The sequence below is a fragment of the Methylobacterium sp. C33D genome (assembly GCF_053345825.1).
In genome coordinates, this window is the sequence record NZ_JBKFAV010000013.1 from 18,524 (window position 1) to 45,137 (window position 26,614).

31 protein-coding genes are annotated in these 26,614 nt (G+C 72.4%); 20 read left to right on the plus strand and 11 right to left on the minus strand.

Features of this window, described 5'->3' with window-relative positions:
* The 5 genes from ACLBXO_RS12205 (at nt 1) to ACLBXO_RS12225 (ending at nt 4,798) form a co-directional block, all read left to right on the plus strand.
* Nucleotides 1–993 (plus strand): extensin-like domain-containing protein, encoded by a 993-nt coding sequence (locus ACLBXO_RS12205; RefSeq protein ID WP_447685602.1) that lies wholly within the window; start codon nt 1–3, stop codon nt 991–993.
* 250 nt (nt 994–1,243) lie between these two features.
* On the plus strand, nt 1,244–1,705 hold the full coding sequence (locus ACLBXO_RS12210; protein ID WP_012319233.1) for a hypothetical protein: 462 nt from the start codon (nt 1,244–1,246) through the stop codon (nt 1,703–1,705).
* Nucleotides 1,706–1,707: 2 nt separating this feature from the next.
* Nucleotides 1,708–2,382, plus strand: a complete 675-nt coding sequence (locus ACLBXO_RS12215; protein ID WP_331318467.1) for a ribonuclease T2 — start codon at nt 1,708–1,710, stop codon at nt 2,380–2,382.
* A 66-nt stretch (nt 2,383–2,448) separates the two neighbouring features.
* Nucleotides 2,449–3,297: a 23S rRNA (adenine(2030)-N(6))-methyltransferase RlmJ gene (locus ACLBXO_RS12220; protein ID WP_447685527.1), complete on the plus strand. Its 849-nt coding sequence runs from the start codon at nt 2,449–2,451 to the stop codon at nt 3,295–3,297.
* Between the two features lie 223 nt (nt 3,298–3,520).
* Nucleotides 3,521–4,798 (plus strand): porin, encoded by a 1,278-nt coding sequence (locus ACLBXO_RS12225; RefSeq protein WP_331318464.1) that lies wholly within the window; start codon nt 3,521–3,523, stop codon nt 4,796–4,798.
* A gap of 116 nt (nt 4,799–4,914) precedes the next feature.
* Here ACLBXO_RS12225 and ACLBXO_RS12230 read toward each other — a convergent pair whose 3' ends face one another.
* Nucleotides 4,915–5,454, minus strand: a complete 540-nt coding sequence (locus ACLBXO_RS12230) for a GNAT family N-acetyltransferase (RefSeq protein ID WP_331318462.1) — start codon at nt 5,452–5,454, stop codon at nt 4,915–4,917.
* Between the two features lie 191 nt (nt 5,455–5,645).
* Between ACLBXO_RS12230 and ACLBXO_RS12235 the strand changes: the two genes are divergently transcribed.
* On the plus strand, nt 5,646–7,139 hold the full coding sequence (locus ACLBXO_RS12235) for a peptidoglycan DD-metalloendopeptidase family protein (RefSeq protein WP_447685528.1): 1,494 nt from the start codon (nt 5,646–5,648) through the stop codon (nt 7,137–7,139).
* A 137-nt stretch (nt 7,140–7,276) separates the two neighbouring features.
* On the opposite strand, the gene ACLBXO_RS12240 is transcribed toward ACLBXO_RS12235, so the two are convergent.
* Nucleotides 7,277–7,618 (minus strand): YidB family protein, encoded by a 342-nt coding sequence (locus ACLBXO_RS12240; RefSeq protein ID WP_331318458.1) that lies wholly within the window; start codon nt 7,616–7,618, stop codon nt 7,277–7,279.
* A gap of 244 nt (nt 7,619–7,862) precedes the next feature.
* Between ACLBXO_RS12240 and ACLBXO_RS12245 the strand changes: the two genes are divergently transcribed.
* Entirely contained in the window at nt 7,863–8,039 is a 177-nt protein-coding gene (locus tag ACLBXO_RS12245; protein WP_447685529.1) for a hypothetical protein, read from the plus strand.
* A gap of 12 nt (nt 8,040–8,051) precedes the next feature.
* Here the strand turns inward: ACLBXO_RS12245 and ACLBXO_RS12250 are convergent, their stop codons facing one another.
* Nucleotides 8,052–8,444: a YidB family protein gene (locus ACLBXO_RS12250; protein ID WP_447685530.1), complete on the minus strand. Its 393-nt coding sequence runs from the start codon at nt 8,442–8,444 to the stop codon at nt 8,052–8,054.
* Nucleotides 8,445–8,570: 126 nt separating this feature from the next.
* Here ACLBXO_RS12250 and ACLBXO_RS12255 point away from each other — a divergent pair, with 126 nt between their 5' ends.
* The 6 genes from ACLBXO_RS12255 (at nt 8,571) to ACLBXO_RS12280 (ending at nt 13,927) form a co-directional block, all read left to right on the plus strand.
* Entirely contained in the window at nt 8,571–9,452 is an 882-nt protein-coding gene (locus tag ACLBXO_RS12255; protein WP_447685531.1) for an alpha/beta fold hydrolase, read from the plus strand.
* A 131-nt stretch (nt 9,453–9,583) separates the two neighbouring features.
* Nucleotides 9,584–9,916 (plus strand): preprotein translocase subunit YajC, encoded by a 333-nt coding sequence (gene yajC / locus ACLBXO_RS12260; protein ID WP_273564009.1) that lies wholly within the window; start codon nt 9,584–9,586, stop codon nt 9,914–9,916.
* A gap of 56 nt (nt 9,917–9,972) precedes the next feature.
* On the plus strand, nt 9,973–11,577 hold the full coding sequence (secD, locus tag ACLBXO_RS12265) for a protein translocase subunit SecD (protein ID WP_331318452.1): 1,605 nt from the start codon (nt 9,973–9,975) through the stop codon (nt 11,575–11,577).
* A gap of 118 nt (nt 11,578–11,695) precedes the next feature.
* Nucleotides 11,696–12,637 (plus strand): protein translocase subunit SecF, encoded by a 942-nt coding sequence (gene secF / locus ACLBXO_RS12270; protein WP_331318451.1) that lies wholly within the window; start codon nt 11,696–11,698, stop codon nt 12,635–12,637.
* Between the two features lie 13 nt (nt 12,638–12,650).
* Nucleotides 12,651–13,049, plus strand: a complete 399-nt coding sequence (locus tag ACLBXO_RS12275; protein WP_331318449.1) for an Mth938-like domain-containing protein — start codon at nt 12,651–12,653, stop codon at nt 13,047–13,049.
* Entirely contained in the window at nt 13,049–13,927 is an 879-nt protein-coding gene (locus ACLBXO_RS12280; protein ID WP_447685532.1) for a phytoene/squalene synthase family protein, read from the plus strand. The genes ACLBXO_RS12275 and ACLBXO_RS12280 overlap by 1 nt, the downstream gene beginning before the upstream one ends.
* A gap of 94 nt (nt 13,928–14,021) precedes the next feature.
* Here ACLBXO_RS12280 and ACLBXO_RS12285 read toward each other — a convergent pair whose 3' ends face one another.
* The 5 genes from ACLBXO_RS12285 to ACLBXO_RS12305 form a co-directional block, all read right to left on the minus strand.
* Nucleotides 14,022–14,618, minus strand: a complete 597-nt coding sequence (locus ACLBXO_RS12285; protein ID WP_447685603.1) for a protein-L-isoaspartate O-methyltransferase family protein — start codon at nt 14,616–14,618, stop codon at nt 14,022–14,024.
* Between the two features lie 62 nt (nt 14,619–14,680).
* The gene (gene surE, locus ACLBXO_RS12290; protein WP_447685533.1) at nt 14,681–15,445 is read right to left on the minus strand and encodes a 5'/3'-nucleotidase SurE; all 765 of its coding nucleotides are present in this window, start codon (nt 15,443–15,445) and stop codon (nt 14,681–14,683) included.
* Nucleotides 15,445–16,791, minus strand: a complete 1,347-nt coding sequence (gene serS / locus ACLBXO_RS12295) for a serine--tRNA ligase (RefSeq protein WP_447685534.1) — start codon at nt 16,789–16,791, stop codon at nt 15,445–15,447. Before serS ends, surE begins: the two co-directional genes overlap by 1 nt.
* Before the next feature lie 100 nt (nt 16,792–16,891).
* A complete protein-coding gene (locus tag ACLBXO_RS12300; RefSeq protein ID WP_447685535.1) occupies nt 16,892–17,257 on the minus strand; it encodes a YybH family protein in 366 nt (121 codons plus the stop codon).
* A 79-nt stretch (nt 17,258–17,336) separates the two neighbouring features.
* Complete coding sequence (locus ACLBXO_RS12305) at nt 17,337–17,780, minus strand: OsmC family protein (RefSeq protein WP_447685536.1); 444 nt, start codon at nt 17,778–17,780, stop codon at nt 17,337–17,339.
* A gap of 167 nt (nt 17,781–17,947) precedes the next feature.
* Here ACLBXO_RS12305 and ACLBXO_RS12310 point away from each other — a divergent pair, with 167 nt between their 5' ends.
* Entirely contained in the window at nt 17,948–18,823 is an 876-nt protein-coding gene (locus ACLBXO_RS12310; RefSeq protein ID WP_447685537.1) for an ATP-binding protein, read from the plus strand.
* Between the two features lie 156 nt (nt 18,824–18,979).
* Here the strand turns inward: ACLBXO_RS12310 and dut are convergent, their stop codons facing one another.
* Both dut and ACLBXO_RS12320 read right to left on the minus strand, forming a co-directional pair.
* Nucleotides 18,980–19,450, minus strand: a complete 471-nt coding sequence (dut, locus tag ACLBXO_RS12315) for a dUTP diphosphatase (RefSeq protein WP_447685538.1) — start codon at nt 19,448–19,450, stop codon at nt 18,980–18,982.
* Entirely contained in the window at nt 19,447–20,328 is an 882-nt protein-coding gene (locus ACLBXO_RS12320) for an HpcH/HpaI aldolase/citrate lyase family protein (protein ID WP_447685539.1), read from the minus strand. Before ACLBXO_RS12320 ends, dut begins: the two co-directional genes overlap by 4 nt.
* Nucleotides 20,329–20,441: 113 nt before the next feature.
* Between ACLBXO_RS12320 and ACLBXO_RS12325 the strand changes: the two genes are divergently transcribed.
* From ACLBXO_RS12325 to ACLBXO_RS12335, 3 genes are all read left to right on the plus strand, one after another.
* A complete protein-coding gene (locus tag ACLBXO_RS12325; RefSeq protein ID WP_447685540.1) occupies nt 20,442–21,185 on the plus strand; it encodes a DUF429 domain-containing protein in 744 nt (247 codons plus the stop codon).
* Between the two features lie 111 nt (nt 21,186–21,296).
* Nucleotides 21,297–21,842 carry an NUDIX hydrolase gene (locus ACLBXO_RS12330; protein WP_447685541.1) on the plus strand — a complete coding sequence of 182 codons (546 nt, stop codon included), beginning with the start codon at nt 21,297–21,299 and terminating at the stop codon, nt 21,840–21,842.
* Nucleotides 21,843–21,856: 14 nt separating this feature from the next.
* Entirely contained in the window at nt 21,857–22,522 is a 666-nt protein-coding gene (locus tag ACLBXO_RS12335) for a carbonic anhydrase (protein ID WP_331318431.1), read from the plus strand.
* Nucleotides 22,523–22,742: 220 nt separating this feature from the next.
* On the opposite strand, the gene ACLBXO_RS12340 is transcribed toward ACLBXO_RS12335, so the two are convergent.
* Nucleotides 22,743–23,444, minus strand: coding sequence for a DUF4142 domain-containing protein (locus ACLBXO_RS12340; RefSeq protein ID WP_447685542.1), 702 nt, complete (start codon nt 23,442–23,444; stop codon nt 22,743–22,745).
* A gap of 322 nt (nt 23,445–23,766) precedes the next feature.
* On the opposite strand from ACLBXO_RS12340, the gene ACLBXO_RS12345 reads away from it, so the two are divergent.
* The 3 genes from ACLBXO_RS12345 (at nt 23,767) to ACLBXO_RS12355 (ending at nt 26,584) form a co-directional block, all read left to right on the plus strand.
* Entirely contained in the window at nt 23,767–24,915 is a 1,149-nt protein-coding gene (locus tag ACLBXO_RS12345; protein ID WP_447685543.1) for an acyltransferase family protein, read from the plus strand.
* A 27-nt stretch (nt 24,916–24,942) separates the two neighbouring features.
* Nucleotides 24,943–25,806, plus strand: a complete 864-nt coding sequence (locus ACLBXO_RS12350) for a universal stress protein (RefSeq protein WP_331318427.1) — start codon at nt 24,943–24,945, stop codon at nt 25,804–25,806.
* 184 nt (nt 25,807–25,990) lie between these two features.
* Nucleotides 25,991–26,584, plus strand: coding sequence for a hypothetical protein (locus ACLBXO_RS12355; RefSeq protein WP_447685544.1), 594 nt, complete (start codon nt 25,991–25,993; stop codon nt 26,582–26,584).
* The last annotated feature ends 30 nt before the right edge of the window (nt 26,585–26,614 follow it).

A 26,614-nucleotide genomic window follows, 5' to 3' on the forward strand; every position in this document is an offset into this window, starting at 1 on the left:
ATGTGGCGTGGCGTATCCCTGTTCTCGGCCCTGGCGCTGTTCGGCGCGGGCCTCACCGCGTGCTCGATCAACCACTTCGAGCGACGCGAACCGTGGCGCGATCAGGCGGAGCAGGTCTGCCTGGCCAAGAAGCTCGTCGAACCCTCGGAGTACATCACGCCGATCGCCGCGATGGACGGCCCCGGTCCCTGCGGCATGCAGCAGCCCTTCCGGGTGACGCGGCTCGGCGGCGGCTCCGTGCTGCTGAAGCAGCGGATGACGCTGGGATGCCCGGCGCTGGCCGAGGCCGAGGCATGGCTCGCCGACACGATCCAGCCGGCCGCCAACCTCTACTTCGGCGTGCCGGTGGCCGAGATCAACGCCGGCTCCTATTCCTGCCGCGGCCGCAACAACCAGCCCGGCGCCAAGCTCTCCGAGCACGGCTTCGGGAACGCGATCGACGTCATGTCGATCAAGCTCGCGGACGGCCACGTGATCACCGTCAAGGGCGGCTGGCGCGGCACGGAGGCCGAGCAGGGCTTCCTGCGCGAGATCTTCCTGGGTGCCTGCCAGCGCTTCACCACCGTGCTGGCGCCCGGCTCGAACGTGTTCCACTACGACCACATCCACGTCGATCTCGCGCGGCACGACCCGCGCGGTCTGCGGCGGATCTGCAAGCCGCTGATCAAGTTCACGCCGCAGCTCGGCACCGGGGCCGAGCGGCCGCTGAGCCGTCCGGTCCCTCCGCAGCGCCAGCCCGCTGGCCCGCAGGCGCCGGTGGACGTGGAGGAGGACGATCCCGACGGCGCGTCGCCGATGTCGAAGGCCGGGGGCGCGACCCAGGTGGCCCGGGCGCCGGCCCGGCCCCTCGACCGCCCGGCCGCGGCCTCGGCCTACACCGCGGCGCCGCCGGTGCGGCCGGCGCCCCGGGTCGCCGCGGCCCACGAGGAGCCAGCCCAGGACGACGAGCCGCTGCAACTCGGGGCGCCGCCGAGCGCGGAGCCGATCTACTGAGAGGCGGGCGCGCCGGCCGCGCGCCGCCCGCCGGTCCGACGGCCACCATCCCGGGCGCGCCGCCGAGGCCCGGGAGGGACGGGGCCGATCCGGCCGGACACTGATCCCGCGCCCCGACCGACGGGCGACTGTAGCGGCCGCGCCGCACAGGCCGCCAAAGCGCCGGCGCGGGGCAGCCGGAGCTTGACTGGCGGCGCGGCCGAGCCATCGTTCGCGGATGCAGGATCGCACATCCGTCGAGGCACGCGCCATGCGCCCGGTCTTTCACGGCTTCGCCCTCGGGCTGGCCCTTCTCGCCCTGGCCCAGCCGGCGCTCGCCCGCTCGGCCCGGGAGGACATCGAGCCCGCCGAGGAGCGGATCTTCCCGTTCGACGCGCAGATCCCCGGCTGCCAGGACCCGTCGGTGCTGGAGCGGGTCTCGACCAACTTCGCCGAGAAGGAGGCGAAGTTCTGGAACTCGTCGATGACGATCCTGTCCTTCGACACGATCGAGCGCACCGCGTGGCGGCCCTGGGGCCTCGACACCTATCCGCGCCGGTTCTGCACCGCGACCGTCACCACCTCCGACGGGGTCCGCCGCAAGGTCGACTACTCGGTGCGCGAGAGCCTCGGCATCATCGGGGCGACCTGGGGCGTCGAGTTCTGCATCCACGGCCTCGACCGCGACCTCTCCTACGCCTACGCCACCGCCTGCCGGATGGCGCGTCCCTGACCGTGCGCGGGCGTGCCGCCAGCCTCGCGGGCCTGCTCCTCGCCGGGGCGGCCGCCGCGCCGGTCGCCGCCCAGGATTTCGGCGGCTTCGCCCGCCGCGGCGCGCCCGGCGACTTCGACTTCTACGTCCTCGCCCTGTCCTGGTCGCCGACCTACTGCGCGGGGCCGGGCGCCCGCCGGGACGACGTCCAGTGCGCTCCCGGCCGCGGCCTCGGCTTCGTCGTCCACGGCCTGTGGCCGCAATACGCGAGCGGGTACCCGCAGAACTGCTCGGCGGTGAACCGCGCGCCGACCCGGCAGGCCATGGAGGTCGCCGGGCAGGTCTATCCGAGCGAGGGACTCGCCCGGTACGAGTGGCGCAAGCACGGCACCTGCTCGGGCCTCGATCCCGCCGCCTACTTCGCGGCCGCCCGCGCGGCGCGGCTCGCGGTGACGATCCCCGACGCCCTCAAGGGCGGCTCCCCGCCGCAGACCCTCGCGCCGATCGAGATCGCCCGGCAGTTCGTGGCGGCCAATCGCGGCCTGCGCCCCGACATGATGGCGGTCACCTGCACCCGCGGGCAGCTGCAGGAGGTCCGGATCTGCTTCGGCAAGGACCTGCGCGGCTTCACCCCGTGCCCCGAGGTCGCCCGCGGCAATTGCCGGGCGCCCGAGGTGAGTCTCGACGCCGCCCGCTGAGTTTTTTCGCTCTTTCGCGCTCCGGACCCTGGACCCGGCGCGCGGGATCGGCTTGAGCGCGCTGCCATGAACTATCGGCACGCCTTCCACGCCGGCAACCACGCCGACGTCCTGAAGCACCTCGTCCTGGCGCGGGTGCTCGACCACCTGCGCCTGAAGGACAAGCCGTTCCGGGCGCTCGACGCCTTCGCGGGTCTCGGCGTCTACGATCTCGAGGCCGACGAGGCGGCCCGCACCGGCGAGTGGCGGGACGGCTGGGGCCGGATGGACGCGCCCTTCGTGCCGGAGGTGGAGGCGCTGCTGGCGCCCTACCGGGCGGCGGTGGCGGCGGTGCAAGCGCGCCACGGCGCCACCGCCTATCCCGGCTCGCCGGCCGTGATCCGCGAGGCGCTGCGGCCCGGCGACAAGGGCGTGTTCGTCGAGCTGCACCCGGCGGACGCCGCGACCCTGCAGGAGCGCTACGCCCGCGATCCCCGCACCAAGGTGATGAACCTCGACGGCTGGACCGCGATCAACGCGCAGATCCCGCCGCCGGAGCGGCGCGGCCTCGTGCTGATCGATCCGCCCTACGAGGTGCCCGGCGAGATCGAGCGCCTCGGTGCCCATCTCGCCCGCGCGGTCACGAAGTGGCCGACCGGCCTGTTCCTGGCCTGGTACCCGATCAAGGACGCCGCCGCCCTCGACCGGATGGTCCGCGACCTCGGTACCGCCCTGCCCCGCCCCGCCATGCGGCTCGACCTGCTGATCGACCGGCCGGACGATCCGACGCGACTCACCGGCAGCGGCCTGATCGTGGTCAACCCGCCCTGGCGCCTCGCCGAGGAGGCGATGCTGTTCCTGCCGGCGCTCGCCGAGCGTCTGGCCCGGCAGGATTTCGGAGGGTTTCGCTGCGATCCGATCGGCCCGGCGGCCTGACTCGGCAGAATTGGGGCGTCCCGGGGAAGTCCTCAGGTCGCGCGCGGAAGGAAAAGGTGGGGGCTCCGACACAAATGTGGCGGCAAAGTCACATTTCCGCATCGAACACGGTCAGCGATACGGATCTGCCTAAAAATTATGCAACTGCTTCATGTTTGATTTTGTGTCAATCGCGCCGCGATGTCAGCTTGGCCGTGAACGAACCCGAACGAGCTGCGACACCATGCTGAAGCGATCCACCCTGGCCGGCCTGGCCACCGTGCTGCTGTCCTCGACCAGCATCCTCGCGGCCGATCTGGCGGCCCCCGCGCCGGTTCCGGTCGCGCCCCCGGCCGAGCCCTGCAAGGCCACGCTGCTCGGCCCGGCCTACAGCGGCGTGATCAAGGCCAACCCGAACCCGAGCTGCTTCTCGGCCGGCCCGCTGGGCGACCTCTACGTCGGCGGTGCCATCACCGGCTACGGCTACACCCAGTCGAACCCGTTCGCGTCGTTCTCGACGCCGGCGGCCCCCAACGACCGCGACCGCTCGGCCCGGTTCGACTTCTCGAACGTTCAGGGCATCATCCAGAAGCCCGAGGGCGCGTTCCAGTTCTACATCCAGGCCGGCGGCTACTCGATCCCGCAGCTCGGCTTCCCCACGCTCGGCACCTTCACCCAGACCGACCTGCTGTTCGGCCCGGTCCCGGTCGCCTACGGCAAGATCCAGATCAACGATGAATGGTCGGTCCAGGGCGGCCGGATGTTCACGCTGATCGGCACCGAGCTGCTGTTCACCTACCAGAACCTGAACATCAACCGCGGCCTCCTGTTCGTGCAGGAGAACTTCATCAACCAGGGCGTGCAGGTCAATTACAGCAGCGGCCCGCTCTCGGTGTCGCTCGCCGGTACGGACGGCTTCTTCTCCAACGAGATCACGTGGTTCACCGGCAACGTCGCCTACAAGCTCGACGACTACAACACGATCGGCGTCAACGGCGGCCTGAACGTCGGCCGGACCAACGCCCTCGACCGCAGCCCGCGCTACCAGTTCGCGACGCCGAACCTCCAGCAGAACAGCGGCATCTTCAACATCAACTACACCTACGCGAACGGTCCGTGGATCATCTCGCCGTACTTCCAGTTCACCAACGTCGAGCGTGACCTGCGCGTCGGCATCGGCAACTCGGCCTCGACCTACGGCGGCGCGCTCCTGGCGGCCTACTCGTTCACCGACAATTTCGCCCTGGCCGGCCGCGTCGAGTACACCGAGCAGACGGGCGTCCGCGGCTCGGGCGGCACCAACCTGCTGGGCTTCGGCGCGGGCAGCAACGCCTTCTCGGTCACCGTCACGCCGACCTTCACGTTCGACCGCTACTTCTTCCGGGTGGAGTACGCCCACGTCGAGCTCGGCGGGATCACCCGCGGCAACCTCGCGGAGGGCACGCTCGGCACCGGCTTCGGCCGCACCGGCAACCGCACCTCGCAGGACCGCTACATGGTCGAGACCGGCATCACCTTCTGATCGGACCGCCCGGTCCGGTTCAGGAAACCGATCGTCCTCGAGCCCCCGGCCTCCGGTCCGGGGGCTTTTTCGCGGCCGCGCGCCGTCGGTCCCGGCTCGGCGCGCTCCTCGGGGGGTCAGGCCCGCCTGAGCAGGCGCCGACCCGGCCGGTGGCCCTCCTCACCGGTGTCGCGGAAGCCGAGCTTCTCCAGCAGGCCCCAGGAGGCGACGTTGGCGGGGCGGCACTCCGCCACGACGACGCGCGCCGGGAAACGCGCACCGAGGAGGTCGAGGATCGCCGATACGGCCTCGTGGGCGAAGCCGCGCCCGCGGGCCGCGCCGCCGATCCAGTACCCGATCTCGATCGTGCCGGCGCCGCGCAGATGCGTGCCGACGACGCCGACGAGCGCGCGCCCGGCCGGATCGGGCGCTCCGTCCCGAACCCAGGCGCCGAGGAAGCAGTCGCGGCCCCGGGTGCAGCTGCGAATCAGGTCCTCGGCGTCCTGCAGCGTGAACGGCGTCGGCAGGAAATCCACCGCCGCGGTGATCGCCGGATCGTCGGTGAGCGCGCGGACGGCCGGCGCGTCCGCGGGCCGGAGGGCGGCGATCGTGAGGCGCGCCGTCTCGATCGCCGGCAGGTCGGCCAGGGTGTCGCGCGCACCGCGGATGGTAAACATGGGCTGGATGTGGGGTGCCGGCCGGTCACGAAAAGGGACGATCCGGCGAGCCGGAATCATCCCCGGCACCGCGCGAAAACCTTGCGCCCACCTTCGCTCCTGGGTCGTAGACGGCCCGAACGGGAACGGTTGCTTAACCTGAATCCGTCTTCATTGGCGCATCAAGTTGCGTCAGGCAAACGGGTGCGTCGATGCGGGTGCGCGGTACGGGTCAGATGTTGCGGACGCTGTCGCGCGTGGCGCTCATCGGCATCATCGGCGGTGCGGCTGCCGCCTGTTCCTCGGACGCCTCGCGTCTGACCAACCCGTTCTCGAACCCGTTCGACTCGGAACCCTCCGCTACCGGCAGCCTGCCGGACGGGAGCCTCAAATCCGTGCCGCCGGTTCGGACGGGTCGCATCCAGTCGGAGGCGCTGGGCGCGCCGGGCGCCGCGCGGCCGGCAGCCGCCGCGACTCCGGCCCAGACCAGCGCCGCCGCGCCCGCGACCCGCGTCGCCTCGACCGGCAAGGTCGGCTGGAGCGCCGAGGGCGGCACGCAGATCACGGTGTCGCGCAACGACAGCCTGAACCAGATGTCGACCCGCTTCGGCGTGCCCGCCTCGGCGATCCTGGCCGCCAACGGCCTGAGCAACGCGAACCAGATCACGCCCGGCCGCCAGATCGTGATCCCGGTCTACAACGCCTCCGGGCTGAACCCCGCCGCTGCCCCGATGACCGCCCGGCCGGCCCGGGCCGCCGAGGAGAAGCGCGAGGACGCCAAGCAGGTCGAGACCAAGATCGCGACGAAGCGCGAGGAGGCGAAGGAGGCTGCCAAGGAGGCCGCCCAGAAGCTCGCCGAGGCGAAGGCCGACAAGGAAGCGGCCCAGAAAGCCGCCGCTGCCGAGAAGGAGGCCGAGCGCAAGGAGGCGCTCGCCCGCGACGCCGCCGCCCGCAAGGTCGCCGACGCCAAGACCCGCAAGGACGTCGCCCTGAAGGAGGGCGAGAAGCCCAAGCACGTCCGTCCCGGACAGGTCGCCAAGGCGGACGAGAAGAAGGCCGACGAGAAGAAGGCGGATCCGAAGGCCGAGGCCAAGGCGAAGGCCGAGGCGAAGGCTCAGGAGGCCAAGGCCGAGGCGAAGGCCGCCGCGAAGGCGGAGGCCGCCCAGAAGCTGGCCGAGGCGAAGGCCGCCAAGGAAGCCGCCCAGAAGGCCGCCAAGGAGGCCGCCGCCGCCGAGAAGGTCGAGAAGGTGGCCGCCAAGGATGCGCCGAAGGCGGCCCCGGTCGCCGCCGCGCCGGCCAAGCCCGAGCCCGCCGCCACCGGCTCCGTGGCCGAGGCGACGGAGAACTTCCGCTGGCCCGCCAAGGGCCGGGTGATCTCCGGCTACGGCACCTCCGGCAACGAGGGCATCAACATCGCCGTGCCGGAGGGTACTCCGGTCAAGGCCGCCGAGGAGGGCACGGTCGCCTATGCCGGCTCCGACGTGAAGGGCTACGGCAAGCTGGTCCTCGTACGCCACGCCAACGGCTACGTCTCGGCCTACGCCCATAACGGCGAGATCGACGTGAAGCCCGGCGAGAAGGTCAAGCGCGGCCAGACCATCGCGAAGTCCGGCGCCTCCGGAAACGTGACCTCGCCGCAGCTGCACTTCGAGATCCGCAAGGGCGGCGCCCCGGTGGACCCGATGTCCCAGCTCGCCAGCAACTGAGACGGACCGCGCGGGGCCGAGGCCGGCCCGCGCGGCGCCGAACGAGACGGCAAGACGTGGCGGCGGTCCCGGACGGGGCCGCCGTTTCGCGTCGTCCGCCGTCCGGCCGCTCCGGCTCGCGACCCGCGCCGGCCGTCCTAAGCCTTCGGCGCCTGCAGCGTCCCGTCGGGGCTGTGCCGGTCGACGGTCTCGGGCAGGGCCTGCGCCAGGGTCGGGAACAGCTGGTCCATCGGAACGCCGAGCTTCTCCGCCATCTGGCGCACCTGCTCGTTGTCGAGGACCTTGCGCAGGTCGTCGGCCGTGATCGGCTCGTTCGGCCCGCGCCCGAGCCAGGAATTGACCTGGCTCTCGTAGCCGGAGCGCCGGAGCTGATCGAGCAGCGCGTTGAGGCCGCCGGGCAGCACCTGCTGGATCACGCCCGGCAGCGCCTTCAGCGCCATCTGCCCCAGCGAGCCGCCGAGAGTGTTGAGCAGACTCATGTGGACCCCCGTCGAATGGTCGATCCCCCGAGTCTAGGGCGGTGTCCGCCGAGCGGGAGTGGCCAGGGGACCGCGGCGCGCCCGCGTGAACCGCAATTTAGTCGACAGCGGCCGTCCTCCGGCCAGGAATGCCGGCCGGAACGTCGGTCCGCGGTCGGCTCTCATGAGATCCCTGGCGCTGTCATGCATGCTCGCGGCCGCGTGCGTCTCCCCGGCGCGTTCGGACGCGGAAACGGCGCGTCCGATGCCGGAGCGCCCCCTGGCGGATGCGGTCTTCGTTCGGCCGCTCTACGGCACTTACCGCCATTGCGGGGGTTCGTGCCTGAAGAGCGGCGAACTGTCGTGGTTCTGCTTCGCCAAGCAGGGCTGCTACCTGAGCTGCGCGACCGCGCCGCCGCAGATGAAGTGCGTCGTCCCGTGAGGCTCCGGGCGATCAGCGGACCTGGGTGCTGAAATTCGGCTGCGGCTTCAGGCTGCCGTTCTCGCTCTGGTCGGCGACCGCGGCCGGCAGGAACTCCGCCAGCACCGTGGGGACGCGCCCCTCCGGGATCCCGAGGTCGTAGGCGAGGCGCTCGGTGACGCCCTCCGGCAGGCAGGCGGCGATGGCGCTCTCCGGCACCGTCTGCCGCGTCCCCGAGCCGAGCCAGGATCCCACCGCATCCCCGTGCCCGGTCTCCCGAAGGCGATCGAGGAAAGCGGCGAGGCCGCCGGGATAGAATTTCGCCATGGACAGGGCGAGCTTGCCGCTGCCGGTCTGCTCCAGAGCGCGGTCTGCCGCCGCCACCACATCGCCGATCAGGGACTTCGCACCGTCGAGCAGGCCCATGGTTCTCCACCGTCGCGCTTCTTCGTCGCAGGGTGAAGTCGGGCGCGGACCGGCGACGGCAAGCGCGTGCGGCAATTGCGCGGCGAACCGTCTAGGATACCGGCGTCGCGAACCCGGGAGCCATCGATGAAGCGCGTGCGAGCCGGCGTCCTGGAGGTCGCCTATCTCGAGTCCGGTCCGGCCGACGGGCCGCCGGTCGTTCTGCTCCACGGCTTCCCCTACGACGTCCACGCCTGCGCGTCCGCGGCCGCGCGGCTCGCCGCGGACGGCGCGCGTTGCCTCGTGCCGTACCTGCGCGGCTACGGGCCGACCCGGTTCCTCGATCCCGCCACGCCGCGCTCCGGCGAGCAGGCGGCGCTCGGGGCCGACCTGCTCGCCTTCCTGGACGCGCTCCACATCGGCGACGCCGTCCTCGCCGGCTACGATTGGGGCGGCCGGGCGGCCTGCGTGGTGGCGGCGCTCTGGCCGGAGCGGGCCCGGGGACTCGTCAGCTGCGGCGTCGGCTACAACATCCAGAACATCCCGGTCGCCGGGAAGCCGGTCGCGCCGGAGACCGAGCACCGGCTCTGGTACCAGTACTACCTCCACGGCACGCGCGGTCGTGCCGGCCTCGCCGCGAACCGGGACGCCTTCTGCCGCCTGCTCTGGCAGCTCTGGTCGCCGACCTGGGCGTTCGACGCGGAGACCTTCGCGCGGACCGCCCGCGCCTTCGACAATCCCGACTTCGTCGACGTGGTGGTGCATTCCTACCGCCACCGCTTCGGCCTCGTTTCGAGCGATCCGGCGCTGGTGGCGATCGAGGGGCGGCTGGCGGCCCAGCCGGCGATCGCGGTGCCATCGATCGTGCTGCTCGGCGCCGATGACGGCGTCGGGCCGCCGCCCGCCACGGATACCGACGCCCGCCATTTCACCGGGCCGTACCGGCGTGAGATCGTCGCGGGGGTCGGCCACAACTTTCCCCAGGAGGCGCCGGACGCCTTCGCGGCGGCCATCCGCGCCCTGCTATGAGCGCGCCGCCGATGCCCGACGCTTCGGCGTTGCTTTCGGGAAGCCCCTGGCTATAGTCCGCGCGCTTTTCGACAGGTCTGCGGGCGCCACATCCGGCGGCAGGCCTGCGCGCCATTCGCAGGAGACGCTCGTTGATCACCCCCGCCTTCGCGCAAGGGGCCGGTGCGGCCGCTGGCGGAGCGGAGATCGCCTTTCAGGTGGTCCCGTTCGTCCTGATCTTCGTGATCATGTACTTCCTGATCCTGCGACCGCAGCAGAAGCGGGTCAAGGACCACCAGGCGCTGCTCAAGTCCGTGCGCCGGGACGACACGGTCGTCACCAACGGCGGCCTCGTCGGCCGCGTGACCAAGGCCTCGGACGACCAGCCCGAGATCGAGGTCGAGATCGCCCCGAACGTCCGCGTGCGGGTGGTCCGGACGATGATCTCCGAGGTCCGCGCCAAGGGCACGGTGAAGGCCGCCTGATTTCCGGTTGAACCGGCCGGCGCCGTGCGCCGGCCCAAGAGAGAAAAAGACAGCCGATGCTGCGCTTCTCCCGTGCGAAGATCATCGCGACGCTGGGCCTGATCCTGGTGGGGCTGATGCTCGCCGTGCCGAGCTTCTTCTCGCCCGAGCAGCGCAAGAGCTTCGTCGCCAGCCTGCCCTCCTGGTTCCCCAGCTGGGTCGTGCCGACGCGCGCCATCGTGCTCGGCCTCGACCTGCAGGGCGGCTCGCAGCTCCTGCTCGAGGTGGACCAGAACGAGCTGATCGCCTCGCAGGCCAAGGCCCTGCGCGACGACGTGCGCCGCGTGCTCCAGCAGGAGAATGTCCGCGCCGACGGCGGCATCGGCCTGCTCCAGCGCGGCGTCCAGGTGAAGATCGACGACGCCGCCGCCCGGGCCAAGGTCCTGCCGAAGCTCCAGGAACTGTCGCAGCCGATCACCACCTCGCTGGGCCAGACCGCGGCCCGCACCCTGGATGTGTCCGAGCAGCCCGGCGGCGTCATCCGCCTGACGCTCACCGATGCCGGCATCACCGACCGGACCCGCCGGGCCGTGAGCCAGGGCATCGAGGTCATCCGGCGCCGCCTCGACTCGACCGGCACCACCGAGCCGTCGATCCAGCAGCAGGGCGCTGACCGGATCCTGATCCAGGTGCCCGGCGAGCAGAACCCGGAGCGCCTCGAGAAGCTCCTCGGTTCCACCGCCAAGCTGGAGTTCCGCATGCTCGCCGACAGCCCTTCGGGCGACGTCGACATGCTGCCCTCCAAGGACGAGAAGGGCGCGAAGGTCCCGGTGGAGCGCCGGGTCATGGCCGATGGCGGCGAGCTGACCGACGCGCAGCCGGCCTTCGACCAGCAGTCCCACGAGCCGATGGTGAGCTTCAAGTTCAACCTGCGCGGGGCGCAGCGCTTCGGGCAGGCCACCTCGGAGAATATCGGCCGGCGCATGGCGATCGTCCTCGACAACGAGGTCGTGTCGGCCCCGGTGATCCGCTCGGCGATCACCGGCGGCTCCGGCCAGATCACCGGCAACTTCACCGTGCAGCAGGCCAACGATCTCGCGGTCCTGCTGCGCGCCGGCGCGCTGCCCGCCAAGTTCACCGTGGTCGAGCGCCGCGTCGTCGGCCCGGGCCTCGGTCGCGACTCCATCGAGGCCGGCAAGCTCGCGACCCTGGTGGCGGCGGGCCTCGTGGTCGCCTTCATGTTCGCGACCTACGGGACCTTCGGCTTCATCGCCAACATCGCCCTGATGGTCCATGTCGGGCTGATCCTGGGCCTGATGTCGGTTCTGGAGGCGACCATGACGCTGCCCGGCATCGCCGGCATCGTGCTCACGATCGGCACCGCGGTGGATTCCAACGTGCTGATCTACGAGCGCATGCGCGAGGAGAGCCATGCCGGCCGGTCGCTGATCTCGGCGCTGCAGGCGGGCTTCGACCGGGCCTTCGCCACCATCATCGACTCGAACTCGACCATGGCGATCGCCGCCCTGATCCTGTTCTTCCTCGGCTCTGGCCCGGTGAAGGGCTTCGCCGTGGTCTTCATCCTCGGCATCCTCACCACGGTCATCACGGCGGTGACGCTGACCCGGATGATGATCGCGGTGTGGTACAACGTGTTCCGGCCGAAGGCCCTGCCGTTCTGATTTTTGGAGGGTCGACGGAGTTTGCGCGGGCGGCGCGAAGACCCCCTCTCCCACACGGGAGAGGGGACGCGCGCCTCGCCCGTCTTCGTCGCGACTGTCCGCGAATAGAGTATCGACCATGCGCCTGCTCCGCCTCTGGCCCGATGAATCGCATTTCGACTTCATGCGATTCCGGCGCCTCACCTTCCCGCTCTCGGCGGCGCTGTCGCTCGCGACCGTGGCGCTGTTCCTGACGATCGGCCTGAACTTCGGCATCGACTTCAAGGGCGGCACCCTGGTCGAGCTGCAGGCGAAGTCCGGCACCGCCGACGTGGCGTCGATCCGGCACACGGCCGCGGGCTTCGGCTTCGGCGAGCCGGAGGTGCAGGAACTCGGCAACCAGGGCACCGTGCTGGTCCGCCTGCCGCTCCAGCCCGGCGAGCAGGGCCAGACCGCGGTGATGAACAAGGCCCACGCCGCCTTCGACAAGGATTACGATTTCCGCCGGACCGAGACCGTCGGCCCGCGCGTCTCCGGCGAGCTCGTTCAGTCCGGCACGCTCGGCGTCGTGCTGTCGGTCGTGGCGGTGCTGCTCTATCTCTGGTTCCGTTTCGAGCGGGAGCTGGCGCTCGGCGCCATCGTGGGCACCCTCCACGACATCGTGCTGACCGTCGGCGTGTTCATCATCAGCCGGATCGAGTTCAACATGACCTCGATCGCCGCGATCCTCACGATCGTCGGCTACTCGCTGAACGAGACCGTGGTGGTGTTCGACCGGACCCGCGAGCTGATGCGCCGCTACAAGACCATCCCCACCGTCGACCTGCTCAACCTGTCGATCAACTCGACCATGTCGCGCACGGTGATGACGTCGATCTCGTCCGCGCTGTCGCTGCTGGCGCTGGTGCTGTTCGGGGGCGAGGCCATCAAGGGCTTCGCCGTGGTGATGCTCTGCGGCGTCCTGATCTGCACCTACTCGGCGATCTTCATCTCGACGCCGGTGTTGATCTATCTGGGCCTGATGCTCTCGGGCGCCCGCGCGGCGTCGGAGCGGTCCGGCGTCCCGCAACCGGCGGAGTAGTCCCTTTCCCGAGATGGCCGATCAGCCAAGTCCGAAGAGCTTCGAGTCCGGTTTCGTGCCGGGGCGCCACATCATCGACACCTACGGCAACGGCGGCTTCCGCTTCGCCGGGATGTCCCATCGCGGCTCGATCCTGCTGCTGCCCTCCGGGGTCCGCGCCTGGGACGTGACGGAGCCGCGGGCCATCGACCGCACGGCCCTGCGCCCGGTCCAGGCCGAGGCCGGCGGCATCGAGCTGCTGCTCGTCGGGACCGGCCTCGACATCGCGGCGATCGACCCCGCGCTCCGGGGCTGGCTGAAGGATTTCGGCGTCGGCCTCGACGTGATGCAGACCGGCGCCGCGGCCCGGACCTACAACATCCTGGTGGCCGAGAACCGCAAGGTCGCCGCCGCGCTGATCGCGGTGGCCTGATGCCGGAGGTCGACGGCCAGACCGCCGAGACCGGGCTCGCCTTCGCGCAGTCCCACTGCGAGGGCCTCGCGCGCGCCGGCGACCCGGACCGCTACTACGCGACCCTGTTCGCCCCGGCCGCCGCCCGCCCGCACCTCTTCGCCCTCTACGCCTTCTCGTTGACCATCGCGCGGGTGCGCGAGGCCGTCTCGAACCCGATGGCCGGCGAGATCCGCCTCCAATGGTGGCGCGACGCCCTGCAGGGCGAGGCGCGCGGCGACGTGCGCGCCAATCCGGTGGCGGCGGCCCTGGAGGAGGCGATCCGGGCGAACCGCCTCGGCCGTCAGCCCTTCGTCGACCTGATCGATGCCCGCGTCTTCGATCTCTACGAGGACCCGATGCCCCGGGTGAACGACCTGGAGGGCTATTGCGGCGAGACCGCCTCGGCGCTGTTCCGGCTGGCGAGCCTCGTGATCGGCACCGGCACCGAGCCGGGCGGCGCGGGCGCGGCCGGCCATGCCGGGGTCGCCTACGGGATCACCGGGCTCCTGCGGGCGCTGCCGTGGCACGCCCGCGCGGGGCAGGTCTACCTGCCGGCCGATATCCTGGGCCGCTACGGCGTCACCCGCGAGGACATCGTGACGGGCCGCGGCGGTCCGGGCCTGCGCCGGGCCTGCGCCGATCTGCGCGATCTCGCCCGGCAGCACCTCAAGGCCTTCGAGGCTGCGCGCCCGACCATCGCGCCCTCGGCGGGCGCCGCCTTCCTGCCCACGGCCCTGGTCGAGCCCTACCTCGCCGCCATGGAGCGGGCCTCCTACGACCCGCTCAACACGCCCGTCGAGTTGCCGCGCTGGCGCCGGCTGTGGCGCCTGTGGTGGGCGGCGCGGCGGGTGGGATAGCCGCCGCTTCGACCTCTTCGCGAGCGGCGCCACGCGCGCGGACACGTTGCGCAGCCTTATGTCGCGTCGCTGCGCGCGCGCTGATGGAGCGCTGTCAGAGCACCTGCGCCAGTCCCGGCACCAGGGCCGCCAGCCGGGCCGGCGCGCCGAGCTCCGGCTCGGCCTCCGGCGTCGCCAGCACCGCCACCCGGCAGCCGCTCTCGCCTCTGAGGCCCGTCACCAGCCGTCCGCCCGGCTCGAGGGCCGCGCGCCAGTGCGGCGGGATCGCCGGGACGCTGCCGTTGACGAGGATCCGGTCGAAGCCGCCGTCCGGCAGGTCGGGGGCCAGCCCGTCGGCCCGGACGACATGCACCTCGGACAGGGCAGCGAGCCGCCGCGTCGCCGCCCCGGCCAGCGAGATGTAGCGCTCCAGGCTGAGCACCGCCCCGGCGCCCAGCTGGGCGAGCAGCGCGGTCACGTAGCCCGAGCCCGTGCCGATCTCCAGGACGCGCTGGCCGGGCTCGAGCCGCAGCTGCGCCAGCATCAGCGCCACCGTGGACGGCGCCGTCATCGAGGCGCCGCAGGACAGCGGCAGCGCGATGTCGCGCCGCGCGTGCTCCCGATGCGGCGGCGGCGCGAAGGTGTCCCGCGGGACCTGCTCCATGGCCCGCAGCACCGCGGTGTCCCGCAGCCCGCGGCCCCGGAGCGCCATCACGAAGGCCGCGTTGCCGGCAGCCTCCTCCAGGCTGCCCAGATCGATCGACGTCCTTTCGATCACTCGGCGAAGGCCTGCGCGAAGCGCGTCAGCGTCGGCTCGTCGGTGAGGTCGAGGCGCAGCGGCGTCACCGAGATCCGCTTCTCGGCGATGGCCTTGAGGTCCGAGCCGTGGCCCGGCTCGAACCGGGCCTTGGCGAAGGCCAGCCAGAAATACGGGTTGCCGCGCCCGTCGACCCGCGCGTCGATCGACAGCAGCGCCTGGTTGCGGAAGCCCTGCGCCGCCACCGCGATGCCCTGCACGTCGGCCGGCTCGCAGTCCGGGAAGTTCACGTTGACCAGGATGCCGGGCTCGATCCCGGTCTCCATAATCTTGCGGACGACCTTCGCGCCGTGCGTCCGGGCGCAGTCCCACTTGAGCGCACCGCGCCCGCCGGCCCCGTAGGCCTGGCTCAGGGCGATGGAGCGGATGCCCAAGATCGTCCCCTCCATGGCGGCCGCGATCGTGCCCGAATAGGTCACGTCCTCGGCGACGTTCTGGCCGCGGTTGACTCCCGACAGCACGAGATCCGGCCCGTGATCGCCCAGGATGTGGCGCACGCCCAGGATCACGCAGTCCGACGGCGTGCCCTTCACGGCGAAGCGCTGCTCCGAGACCTGCCGCAGCCGCAGCGGGTCATTGAGCGAGAGCGAGTGCGACACACCGGACTGGTCGCTCTCCGGCGCCACGACCCAGACGTCGTCCGAGAGGTCCCGGGCGATCTCCTCCAGGGTGCTGAGCCCCGGCGCGTGGATGCCGTCGTCGTTGGTGACCAGGATGCGCATCAGCGGGTGCCCTCGATCCGGTTGAGCCCGCCCATGTAGGGGTGGAGCACCGACGGGACCGTGATGCTCCCGTCCGGGTTCTGGTAGTTCTCCATCACGGCGATGAGCGCGCGGCCGACCGCAACGCCCGAGCCGTTGAGCGTGTGGACATAGGCCGGCTTGCCGTCCTTGCCCCGGTAGCGGGCGTTCATCCGCCGCGCCTGGAAGTCGCCGCAGACCGAGCAGGACGAGATCTCGCGGTGGGTGCGCTGGCCGGGCACCCAGACCTCGATGTCGTAGGTCTTCTGGCTGGCGAAGCCCATGTCGCCGGTGCAGAGCGTCATCACCCGGTAGGGCAGATCGAGCTTCTTCAGCACCGCCTCGGCGCTGGTCAGCATCCGCTCGTGCTCGTTGGCGGATTCCTCCGGCGTCGTGATCGAGACCAGCTCGACCTTGCTGAACTGGTGCTGGCGCAGCATGCCGCGGGTGTCGCGCCCCGCCGCCCCGGCCTCGGCGCGGAAGCAGGGCGTCAGCGCGGTGAAGCGCAGGGGCAGCTCCTCCTCGCGGAGGATCGCCTCGCGGACGAGGTTCGTCAGCGGCACCTCTGCGGTGGGCACGAGCCAGAAATGCTCGTCGCTGACCGGCGCGGAATCCGCGCCGGCCTGCCCCTGCAGCGACCTGACGTAATCGAGTCCCTTGAAGACCGAGAACTGGTCGTCCTCGAACTTCGGCAGCTGCGCGGTGCCGAACATGGCGGCGTCGCGTACCAGAACCGGCGGCGCCACCTCCAGGTAGCCGTGCTCCTGCGTGTGCAGGTCGAGCATGAACTGACCGAGCGCCCGCTCCAGCCGCGCGAGCTGCCCCTTCAGCACCACGAAGCGCGAGCCGGACAGCTTGGCCGCCGCCTCGAAATCCATCAGGCCCGAGGCCTCGCCGAGCTCGAAATGCTCCCTGCCCTCGGTCAGCCGCTCGCGGGTCGCGGCGTGGCTGCGATAGAGCACGTTGCCGTGCTCGTCCGCGCCCTCGGGGACGTCGGGCTTCGGCCGGTTCGGGATCGCGGCGAGGCGGTCTGCCAGGGTCTTGTCGGCCGCCTCCTGCGCCGCCCTCAGCTCCGGCTCGGCGCCCTTCAGGGCCGCGACCTCGGCCATCAGGGCGGCGGCGCGGTCCTCGTCCTTCGCCTTCTTGGCGCCGCCGATCTCCTTGGCCAGCGCGTTGCGCCGCTCCTGATTGGCCTGCGCGGCCGAGACGGACGATTTCCGCGCCTCGTCGAGGGCGATCAGCTCGGCCGAGAGCGGCGCGAGGCCCCGGCGGGCGAGGTCGCGGTCGAAGGCGTCCGGGTTCTCCCGGATGGCGCGGATGTCGTGCATCGAGTCGGCTCGGGTCTTCTGCGCGGCGTCGAGCGCGCGGGCCCCGCTTTGCCGCATCGCGTCCGGTGGGACAAGCGCGCGGGCGCGCCCGAGCCGGCCGTCAGCCCTTCGGCGGCGCGAGCTTGAGCTGGTCGATCGCCCAGAGCCACGTCCCGTCCGGTTGCTCGCGGGCGACCTCCACCGAGAACGCGCCGTTGGGCAGCCGCGCGAAGGTCATGGCGAGCCCGCCGTTGCGCAGCGGCGGCGGCGTCTCCGGCGCCGGGAAGTCGGATTTGCGCGCCAGCAGGTCGGCGTAGAAGGTCCGGATCTCGGCGTGGCCCGTGGCGACGACGCGGCCCGCCGCCAGCACCGCGTCGGGCTCGTAGAGGGCGACGAGGCCCTCGACGTCGCCGGCATTGGCGCGGCGGTTGAACAGGTCGGCGAGCGCCTCGGGGGCGCGGGCGGGCTCTCGCGTCTGGTCCGTCATGGCATTTCCTCAGTCCGGCCCTGGCGGCCGCTCGGTGCTGCGGCAATGCGCTGGCCGGCCGATCTTTCCCCGACGCGCGTCATTTCAGGCGCGTGCCGTGGCGGTCGGCCACCGAGATGGCGACCGGGATCCCGGCTTTGACGCTCTCCGAGACGGTGCAGAACCGCTCGAACTGCTCCAGCACCCGGTCGATCCGCGGCATGTCGGCGGCGGCAGCCCCGAGCTGGATGTGGACGCCGATCCCGGTGACGCGCAGCCGTCCCTCGGCGTTGCGCTCCAACCGGCACGACGCCTCGGCCGCGACGCCGCGCGCGTCCTGGCGGAACTTGCCCAGGGCGAAGACGAGGCTGGCGCAGAGGCAGTTCGCGACCCCGGAGATCAGCAGTTGCTCGGGGAACGGCCCGGTCCCGCCGCCGATCGGGGGCGCCTCGTCGGTGCACAGGGTCGGCAGGGCCGCGCTGAAATCGACCGTGAAGACGTAATCCGCGACCTGGGTGATCCGGATCGTCGGTTCCGCTTCCATCGATGCTCCCCGGCAAACCTGTCGGCGCGACCTGCCGGGTATACCAACGTCCGATCCCCGTTCGTGTTCGGGAGGACCGCGCCATGCGTCCGGATCCAGATGCTTTCCCCGGTTCTTCCCCGTAGAACCGGCCGCCCGACCGACCCGCACGCGAACCCCCCGATCCGATGACGAGCCCCGCGACCCTCGACACCCTGATGCCGCTCCTGGAGCGCATCGCCACCGCGCTGGAGCGGGCCGCGCCCGCCGTCCCGCCGGCCTTCGACCCGAGCGCCGCCGACGCGTTCCTGTGGGGGCCCGAGCGCCGGCTGACCCCGGTGCCGCAGGTCGCCCGGGTGGAGATGGGCCTGCTCACCGGCATCGACCGGGCGCGCGACACCCTGGTGGAGAACACCGAGCGCTTCGCCCGCGGCCTGCCGGCCAACAACGCCCTGCTGTGGGGCGCCCGCGGCATGGGCAAGTCCTCGCTGGTCAAGGCGGCCCACGCCGAGATCAACGCCCGCCGGCCTTCCGGCAGCCTGCCGATGAAGCTCGTCGAGATCCACCGCGAGGACATCGAGGCGCTCCCGGACCTGATGGCCCTGCTGCGGCCGGACCCGCACCGCTGGCTGGTCTACTGCGACGACCTCTCCTTCGATGCCGACGACACCTCGTACAAGTCGCTCAAGACGGCCCTCGACGGCGGCATCGAGGGGCGTCCGGGGAACGTGCTGTTCTACGCCACCTCGAACCGCCGCCACCTGCTCGCCCGCGACATGGTGGAGAACGAGCGCTCGACCGCGATCAACCCCGGCGAGGCGGTGGAGGAGAAGGTCTCGCTTTCGGACCGGTTCGGCCTCTGGCTCGGCTTCCACAAGTGCAGCCAGGACGAGTACTTGGCGATGATCCGCGCCTACGCCGACCGCTACGGCCTCGCCGTGGCGCCGGAGCAGCTGCGCGCCGAGTCCCTGGAATGGGCCACCACCCGCGGCTCGCGCTCGGGCCGGACCGCGTTCCAGTTCATCCAGGACCTGGCCGGGCGGCTCGGCAAGACGCTGGACTGAGGGGCGGCTTCAAGTCTTTGGCGTGACCCGATTCCCGGTGCTCGCGTCGGCCCCACCGTCTTTGCGAGCGGAGCGAAGCAATCCAGGCAGCGCCACGCCCGACAACGTCGCGCAGCCCTGGGTCACTTCGCTCCGCCCGTGATGACGGAGGGCGCGCTAGCGCCCGCTCGACCCGAACCCGCCCACGCCCCGCTCCGAGCCGGGGCCGGGCACTCCCTCCAGCACGGTCAGCGCCGGCCGCGCGATCCGCGTGAAGACGAGCTGCGCGATCCGCTCGCCCGGCTCGATCCGCACGGGCTCGGATGCGTCGCGATTCCAGGCGGAGACCAGCAGCGGGCCCTCGTAATCCGCGTCGATCACGCCGGTGCCGTTGCCGAGCACCAAACCGTCCCGGTGGCCGCGGCCCGAGCGCGGGAAGATCAGCCCGCACCACGCGGGATCGCGGATCAGCACGCTGAACCCCGCCGGGATCAGGACCGCCTTCCCTTGAGGCTGCAGCTCCAGGGGGGCGTCGAGGCAGGCGTGCAGGTCGAGGCCGGCCGCGGCCGACGAGCCCCAGCGCGGGAAGCCCCAGCCCGGCAGGCGCGGGTCGAGCAGCCGCAGCCCGACCTCCGCCAGATCGCTCACGCGGTCATCCGCGCGATCGCCTCGGCCATGGCGAGCGTCCGCCGGGCGGCCTCGACGTGGAGGCGCTCGACCATCTTGCCGTCGACCGCGATGACCCCGCGCTCGCGGTTCTCCGGCCCGTCGAAGACGTCCATCAGCCGGCGGGCCTGCGCGATCTCCTCGGCATCCGGCCCGAAGGCGGCGTTGGCCGGGCCGATCTGGCTCGGGTGGATCAGCATCTTGCCGTCGAAGCCGAGGTCGCGGCCCTGCGCGCACTCGGCCTCGAACCCGGCCGCATCCTCGATGTCGGTGAACACGCCGTCGATCGCCTCGATCTCGTAGGCCCGGGCGGCGGCCAGGACGTTCATCAGCCAGGGCAGCAGGGCGGCCCGGCCCGGCGGCCGGATCCGCGACGCCTTCAGGAGGTCGTTCGGGCCGATCACCAGGGCGGCGAGCCGCCCGTCCACGTCCCGCGCGGCACCGGCGATCTCGGCGGCGTTCACCACCGCCATCGGTGTCTCGATCATCGCCCAGACCCGTGTGGCGAGCGGCGCGCCGAGCCGGCGCAGGCGGGAGCCCACGGCGATCAGCGTGTCGGAGGTCCGGACCTTCGGCACCAGGATCGCGTCCGGGGCGGCCGGCGCGAGCGCCACCAGGTCGGCCTCGCCGTCCTCGGTCTCCGGCGGGTTGACGCGGACCACGACCTCGCGCGGGCCGAAGCCCCGCGCGGCGACCGCCGCGGCCACCTGCGCGCGCGCCGCCGCCTTCGCGGCTGGGGCGGTGCCGTCCTCGAGGTCGATCAGGATCACGTCGGCGGGCAGCGACCGCGCCTTCTCCAGCGCCCGGGCGTTGGAGCCCGGCATCGCCAGCACGCTGCGACGGGGACGGATCTCGCTCATCACGCTTCTCCCAAGCCGGCGTCGGCCTCGGCGACGCCGATAGCTTTCCGCGCGCATCCCGGCAAGAACGCCGGCCGTAACGGTGGCGGCGCGGACAGCGGCGGAGGAACGGCATGGCGCGCTGGATCGCGGGACTCGACGGCTGCCGCGGCGCCTGGGCGGGCGCGCTCCTCGACCTCGACGATCCCGACCGGTACCGCTGCGCGCTGTTCCCGGACGTCGCCGCTGTGCTCGACGCGCCGGAGCGGCCCGGCATCGTCGGGATCGACGTGCCGATCGGGCTGCCCGACCGGATCACCGGCGGCGGCCGCGCCGCCGACCGGGCCGCCCGCGCCCGGCTCGGGCCGGCGCGGGCGTCGGTGTTCCCGATGCCGCCGCGGGGCGCGGTCTACGCCTCCGACTACGCCGCCGCGAAGGCCGCCTCGCGGGCGGCGAGCGATCCGCCCTTCGCGCCCTCGATCCAGGGCTACAACATCTTCCGCTACGTCCGTGCCGTCGACACGCTCCTGCGGGAGCGCCCGGAGGCGCGCGCGCGGCTCCACGAGGTGCATCCCGAGGTGGCCTTCCACGCCCTCAACGGCGGCCGGCCGCTCGGCCTGCCCAAGAAGGGCAAGCGCGCCCGGGAGGGGCTGGATCTCCGGCGGGCGCTCCTCGCCGCCGCCGGCCTCCCCGCCGCGCTGATCGGGTCCCGGGTGAAGGGCGTTCCGGAGGACGACCATCTCGACGCCCTGGCGGCCCTGGTGGTGGCCCGCGACCTGAGCCTCGGACGGGCCGAGCCGCTGCCGGATCCGCCCGGGCGCGACGCCGTCGGGCTCCCCGTCGTGATCTGGGCACCGGCGCCGCGCCCGCTGTGCTGAGCCGTCGCCCGCGCGACTGCCGGGCGCGCCGTCGGCCCCAACGTGCTGTTTTGCACGCTGGCGCGCGCGCGGCCGGTGTCCGTCCCCGGCGCGCGCTCTAGCTCTGGTTCCATGAGCGCCGCGAACCCCCTGCCCGTCCGTCACATCGCCCGCGCGATCGTCCTCGATCCGCGGGACCGGATCCTGCTCATCGCCTACACGTCGGTCCACGCGACGGGGCCCGACGGGGCGCCGCTCCGGTTCTGGTTCATGCCCGGTGGCGGCCTGGAGCCCGGCGAGGACCACGTCACCGCCTGCCGCCGGGAGCTGGAGGAGGAGATCGGCCGGGGCGACGCCGCGATCGGCCCGCAGGTCGCGGCCTGCGACGGCCCGTTCCACCTGTTCCGGCAGGCGCGGGACGCCCGGGAGCGCTACTTCCTCGTTCGCCTTCCGGACGACCGCGTCGACACGAGCCGCCTCGCCGAGACCGAGGACAACCCGCTGATCGGGACGCGCTGGTGGCCGCTCGACGAGCTGCGCGCCAGCGGCGAGCACGTCGAGCCGGCCGGCCTCGCGGATCTGGCGTCGGACCTCGCGCGCGGGACTATTCCGGCCCAGCCGCGCGTTCTTGCTTGGCGAGGACTTGGATTTCACTCCCGCTGTCGCGGATTTGTCTAACTGGAGACGACTTTATGTTCCCCGTCTACCTGACCGAAGGCTACCGGTCCTTCCTCCTCGATCGCTTCCCGACCGAGCGTCGGCGCTTCGCGCAGCTCGCCTCCACGCAGAATCCGGAGATCCTGGTCATCAGCTGCTGCGACAGCCGGGTCTCCCCCAGCGCGATCTTCAACGCCGGCCCGGGCGAGCTGTTCACGATCCGCAACGTCGCCAACCTCGTGCCGGTCTACCAGCCGGACGGCCAGTATCACGGCACGTCCGCGGCCCTGGAATTCGCCGTCCAGGCGCTGGAGGTGAAGCACATCGTCGTGCTCGGGCACGCCACCTGCGGCGGCATCAAGGCCTGGGCCAACAAGGCCAAGCCGCTCTCGCCGGGTGACTTCATCGGCAAGTGGGTCTCGCTCGTGGGCCAGGCCGAGGACAAGGCCGGCGATCCCGGAGCGCCGAACTACCTGACCAAGCTGGAACACGCCGTGGTCGTGCAGAGCATGGAGAACCTGCTGACCTTCCCGTTCGTGAAGGAGCGGGTCGACGACGGCCGCCTCGAGATCCACGGCGCCCATTTCGGCGTGGCCAGCGGCTCCCTGCTGGTGCGCGATCCGCAATCCGGCGAGTTCAAGCCGCCGATCGACACCGCCGGCCAGGCGGTCCGCTCCGTCGCCGCCATCGCCTGCGAGTGAGCGCGCGGCGCCGGCCGTGAGGTCTGGCGCCGCCGTGTCCGGTCCCGGATCCGGACGGGACGGCGCGCCTCGAAACGGTCCGCCCCGGCGCGCGATCTGCGCGGACGCCTCACGGTCACCCGAGGCCGACAGAGCCGTCCACGCGAGAGAGGCGGCGGGCTCGCGCCCGCCGCCTCTGGATCGGCCCGGCCGAGGCCGGGCCGCCGATGACGATGCCGCCTTACATCGCGCCCGGGAGGCGCTCCGCCTGCTGCAGGTGCATCTGGAGAGCCGGCAGGGCCTGCTGGGCGTAGTTGCGCAGTGCCGGGTTCGGGCCGCCCTGGGCGTAGGCCTGGGTCATCGCGATGGTCATCTGATGGGCCTGGATCTGCTGCGAGGCGTACAGACGGTCGAAGCGCGCGCCGGCCGGGGCGGACGACAGCTGGGCCAGCATCGCCTGCTGCTCAGGGTTTGGCGGGACGATCGTCGAGGCACCGGTGGCTCCCACGTCGCCGCGACCGATCTGTCCGCCTGCGGCGGCACCGCGCGCCGCGCCGGCGCCCGCGCCCTCGAGGCCGCCGACCGGCCCGCCCGCCAGGGTTCCGCCGACCACGCCGGTCGCCGCGCCGACGCCGGCGCCCACGGCGCTGCCCGCCACCGCGATCGGGGCGGTCACCAGGCCGCCGAGGCCGGGATCGCCGGCGACGCCGTTCATCTGGCCGCCGGCCAGGGCCACGTTGGCGGCGCGGTGGTCACGGAGCACTTCCTGGGCGTAGGAGCGGATGCGCGGGTTGCGCGACTTCGACAGGGCGATCTGCGAGGACTGGATTTCGAAGGCGTTCGCCTGCATCGACTGCATGCGGAAGTCGTTGGCGCTCTGAGCCATGGCCGGGGTCGACAGCGCCAGGACGAGCGCGGACGCGGCAGCGTAGTTCTTCAGCATCGGGACCTCTGTTCGAAATGGGCACGCGAACCGCGGAGGGACGCCGCATGCGCGGCACGGGCGTCTTGGCAGACGACGTCCTGGAAGGCGCCGAGCCGACGCGGTCGCGAATTGGTCGGTCAACGAGGTTATCGGCTTATGGTTCCTGCCGTTTTCGCCTCGGAGGGGACGGTTCCCGGCCGGATCTGATCCCGCGCGCGCGCCCGTTCGGGGGATACTGCCGGGTGTCGATCGCGCTCCCCCGGGAGGGCGACCTCGATGGGCGGGTCCTTCCGGCCTCGCCTTCGGGCGGAGCGCGCGGCGCGACGCGCGCGGGCAGCCCGTGATCGTCGTCGCCGTCCAGATCCTGCGCGCCGCCGCCGCCCTCATGGTGGCGTGGCACCACGCCCGGCACGAGGTGGCGCTTCTCGCCGACCGCGGCGCCGGCCCGGCGCTCGACCCCGCGACGCTGCTGCCCTGGTGGGGCGGGGTCGATCTGTTCTTCGTGATCTCCGGCTTCGTCATCGTCCACGCCGGCGGCCGGCTCGCCGGCCGACCGGGCGGGCGCGTCCGATTCCTCGCCCACCGGGTCGCCCGGGTGGTGCCGCTCTACTGGCTGGTGAGCCTGCTCTACCTCGTCCTGGCGCTGGCGCGGCCGGACCTCCTCGGGGATGCGGCCGCGCTGGTGCGTGACCCGCTCGCCCTCGTGGCGAGTTTCCTGTTCTGGCCGGCGGCCCGCCCGGACGGCACGGTCCAGCCGCTCTACGGCCTCGGCTGGACCCTGAACTACGAGGCGGCCTTCTACGTACTCTTCGCCGCGGGTCTGGGCTTCGGCCTGCGCGGTGCGGTCGCGTGGCTGTGCGGGAGCCTGGCCGGCCTCGTGGCGGTCGGTGCCCTTGTGCCGAACCTGCCGGTACCGCTCCGCTTCTGGTCGGATCCGATCGTGCTCGAGTTCGCCGCCGGCGCCGGTCTCGCCCTCGCCTGGGGCGCGGGGTTCCGGCCGGCCCTCCCCCTGCGGGTCGGGCTCGCGGCGCTGGGCGCGCTCGGGCTGGTCGTGGCCGCCCGGGCGCTCGCGGGCCTCGGCGAGGCCGACGGGTTCCTGCGGCCGCTCCTCGTCGGCGGGCCGGCCCTCCTGCTGGTGGCCGCCGCCCTCGGAAGGCCCCGCGACGCGGCCGCGGTCGCGCGGCTGCCGTTCCCCTTGCGCGGGCTCGTCGAGTTCGGCGACGCGTCCTACGCGCTCTACCTCGTACACCCGTTCGCGCTGCGCCTCGTGCGCGAGGTGCTGCTCCGGCTCGGCCTCGCCCCCGCCCTGCATCCGTGGGGCAGCATGGCACTGATGCTCGCCGGCAGCGTCGCGGCCGCGCTCGTGATCCACCGCCTCGTCGAGCGGCCCCTGACCCGGGCGCTGCGGCGGCGGCTCGATCCGGGCGCGCCGCAAAACCGTGTGCGCGCCGTGCCGGCCCCGGTTCCACCGGGCGGCCGGGCGGATTAGCCTCGCGTGCCCGAGGAGGAGGCCAGCATGAAGACCCTGCTCGTACCCGTCGCGATGCACGACGCCCTGCCCTCTGTCTTCGAGACGACCCGGCTGGCGGCGACGCGCTTCGGCAGTCTGATCGAGGGCGTGTCCCTGCGCCCGGCGCTGGCCGAGTACGTGCCGGTCGACATGGTCGGCGGCATGACGTGGCTGCGCGACGAGGAGGCCGACCGGGCCGAGGCCGAGGAGGCGGGCGGTCGGTTCATCGCCTTCATGGACGGCGCCGGCATTCCGCGGCACGCCCGCGACGGGCTCTGCATTCCGGACCGCGTACCGGATGCCGGACCGCGCTACCGCTGGCGGCAGGACGTTCCCACCGGCGACGCGTTCCTCGGGCAGTACGCGCGGCTGTTCTCGGCCACGGTCGTCGGGCGCCCGGGGACCACCGACAACGCCCCGCGCATGACCACGTTCGAGACGGCCCTGTTCGAGAGCGGCCGGCCGATCCTGCTGGCGCCGCCCACGGCACCGGCCAGCCTCGGCGAGGCGGTCATCATCGCCTGGAACGGCTCGACCGAGACCGCCCGGGCGGTGGCCTTCGCGATGCCGTTCCTGCGGCGGGCCGAGCGGGTGCTCGTGCTCAGCGTCGAGGGCGGCATGGTACCGGGTCCGACCGCGCAGGATCTCGCCCAGGCGCTGGCCTGCGAGGGCGTGGACGCGTCGCACCGGGCCCTGCCGGCCGGCCGGCGGGTCCCCGGCGAGACCTTCCTGGCGGAGGCGAAGGCCTTCGGCTGCGACCTGCTGATCAAGGGCGCCTACACCCAGAGTCGCCTGCGCCAGATGATCTTCGGCGGTGTCACCAGCCATGTCCTCGCCCATGCCGACATGCCGGTCCTGATGGCGCATTGAGCTGGGGGTCGCGCCCGCCCGGATGACGGGAGGCGGGGCAGCCGTTCGCGTCAATATGGGGCCGGGAACCTTGGCCGGGTCCCGGCGTTCGGGTCCCGCACCCGTACGGCACGCCCCCCGTGACACGCCCTCACGGCATGTGTCCTCGGCACAAGCCCGGGAAAGGAGCCCCGTGACGAGCCCCGTGAGACGCCTCTTCCTCGCCGGTCTCCTGGCGATCGCGGCCATCCCCGCCGCCCGCGCGGAGCCGACGACCGTCCGGTTCCGCGGCACCATCGTCAGGGCCGACTCGGAGCGCCTGGAGATCCGACGCGCCAGCGGCAGCACCCTGGCGGTGCAGCTGGGCCCCCGGACTCGCATCTACGCGGTCAACGGCGCCAGCCTCCGGGCGATCAAGCCGGAGAGCTACGTCAGCATCCTCTTGGCAACCGAGTCCGACCCGCGCCAGGTGAGCGCCGTGACCCTGTACTCGCCCTCCGAGCGCGGGTTCGAGGCGGGCAGCCAGCCCTGGGACACCGGGCAGGGCGCGCGCCTCACCGCCGGGTGGGTCGCCGACCTGCAGCGGGGCGCGCCCACGCGCGTGACCGTCGCCTACAGCGGTGGCCAATCCTCCTTCGCCATCCCCGACGGCACGCCGGTGACGCAGTTCTCGCCGGGCGAGAAGGCGATGCTCCAGCCGGGCGCGGCCGTGACGATCTTCGCGCGCTCCGGCGACGACGGCAGGCTGGTGGCGGGGACGGTCGCAGTCGGCCGCCAGGGGGTCGTGCCGGGGCTCTGACCCGACCGACCGGGACGCTGCGTCACCGAA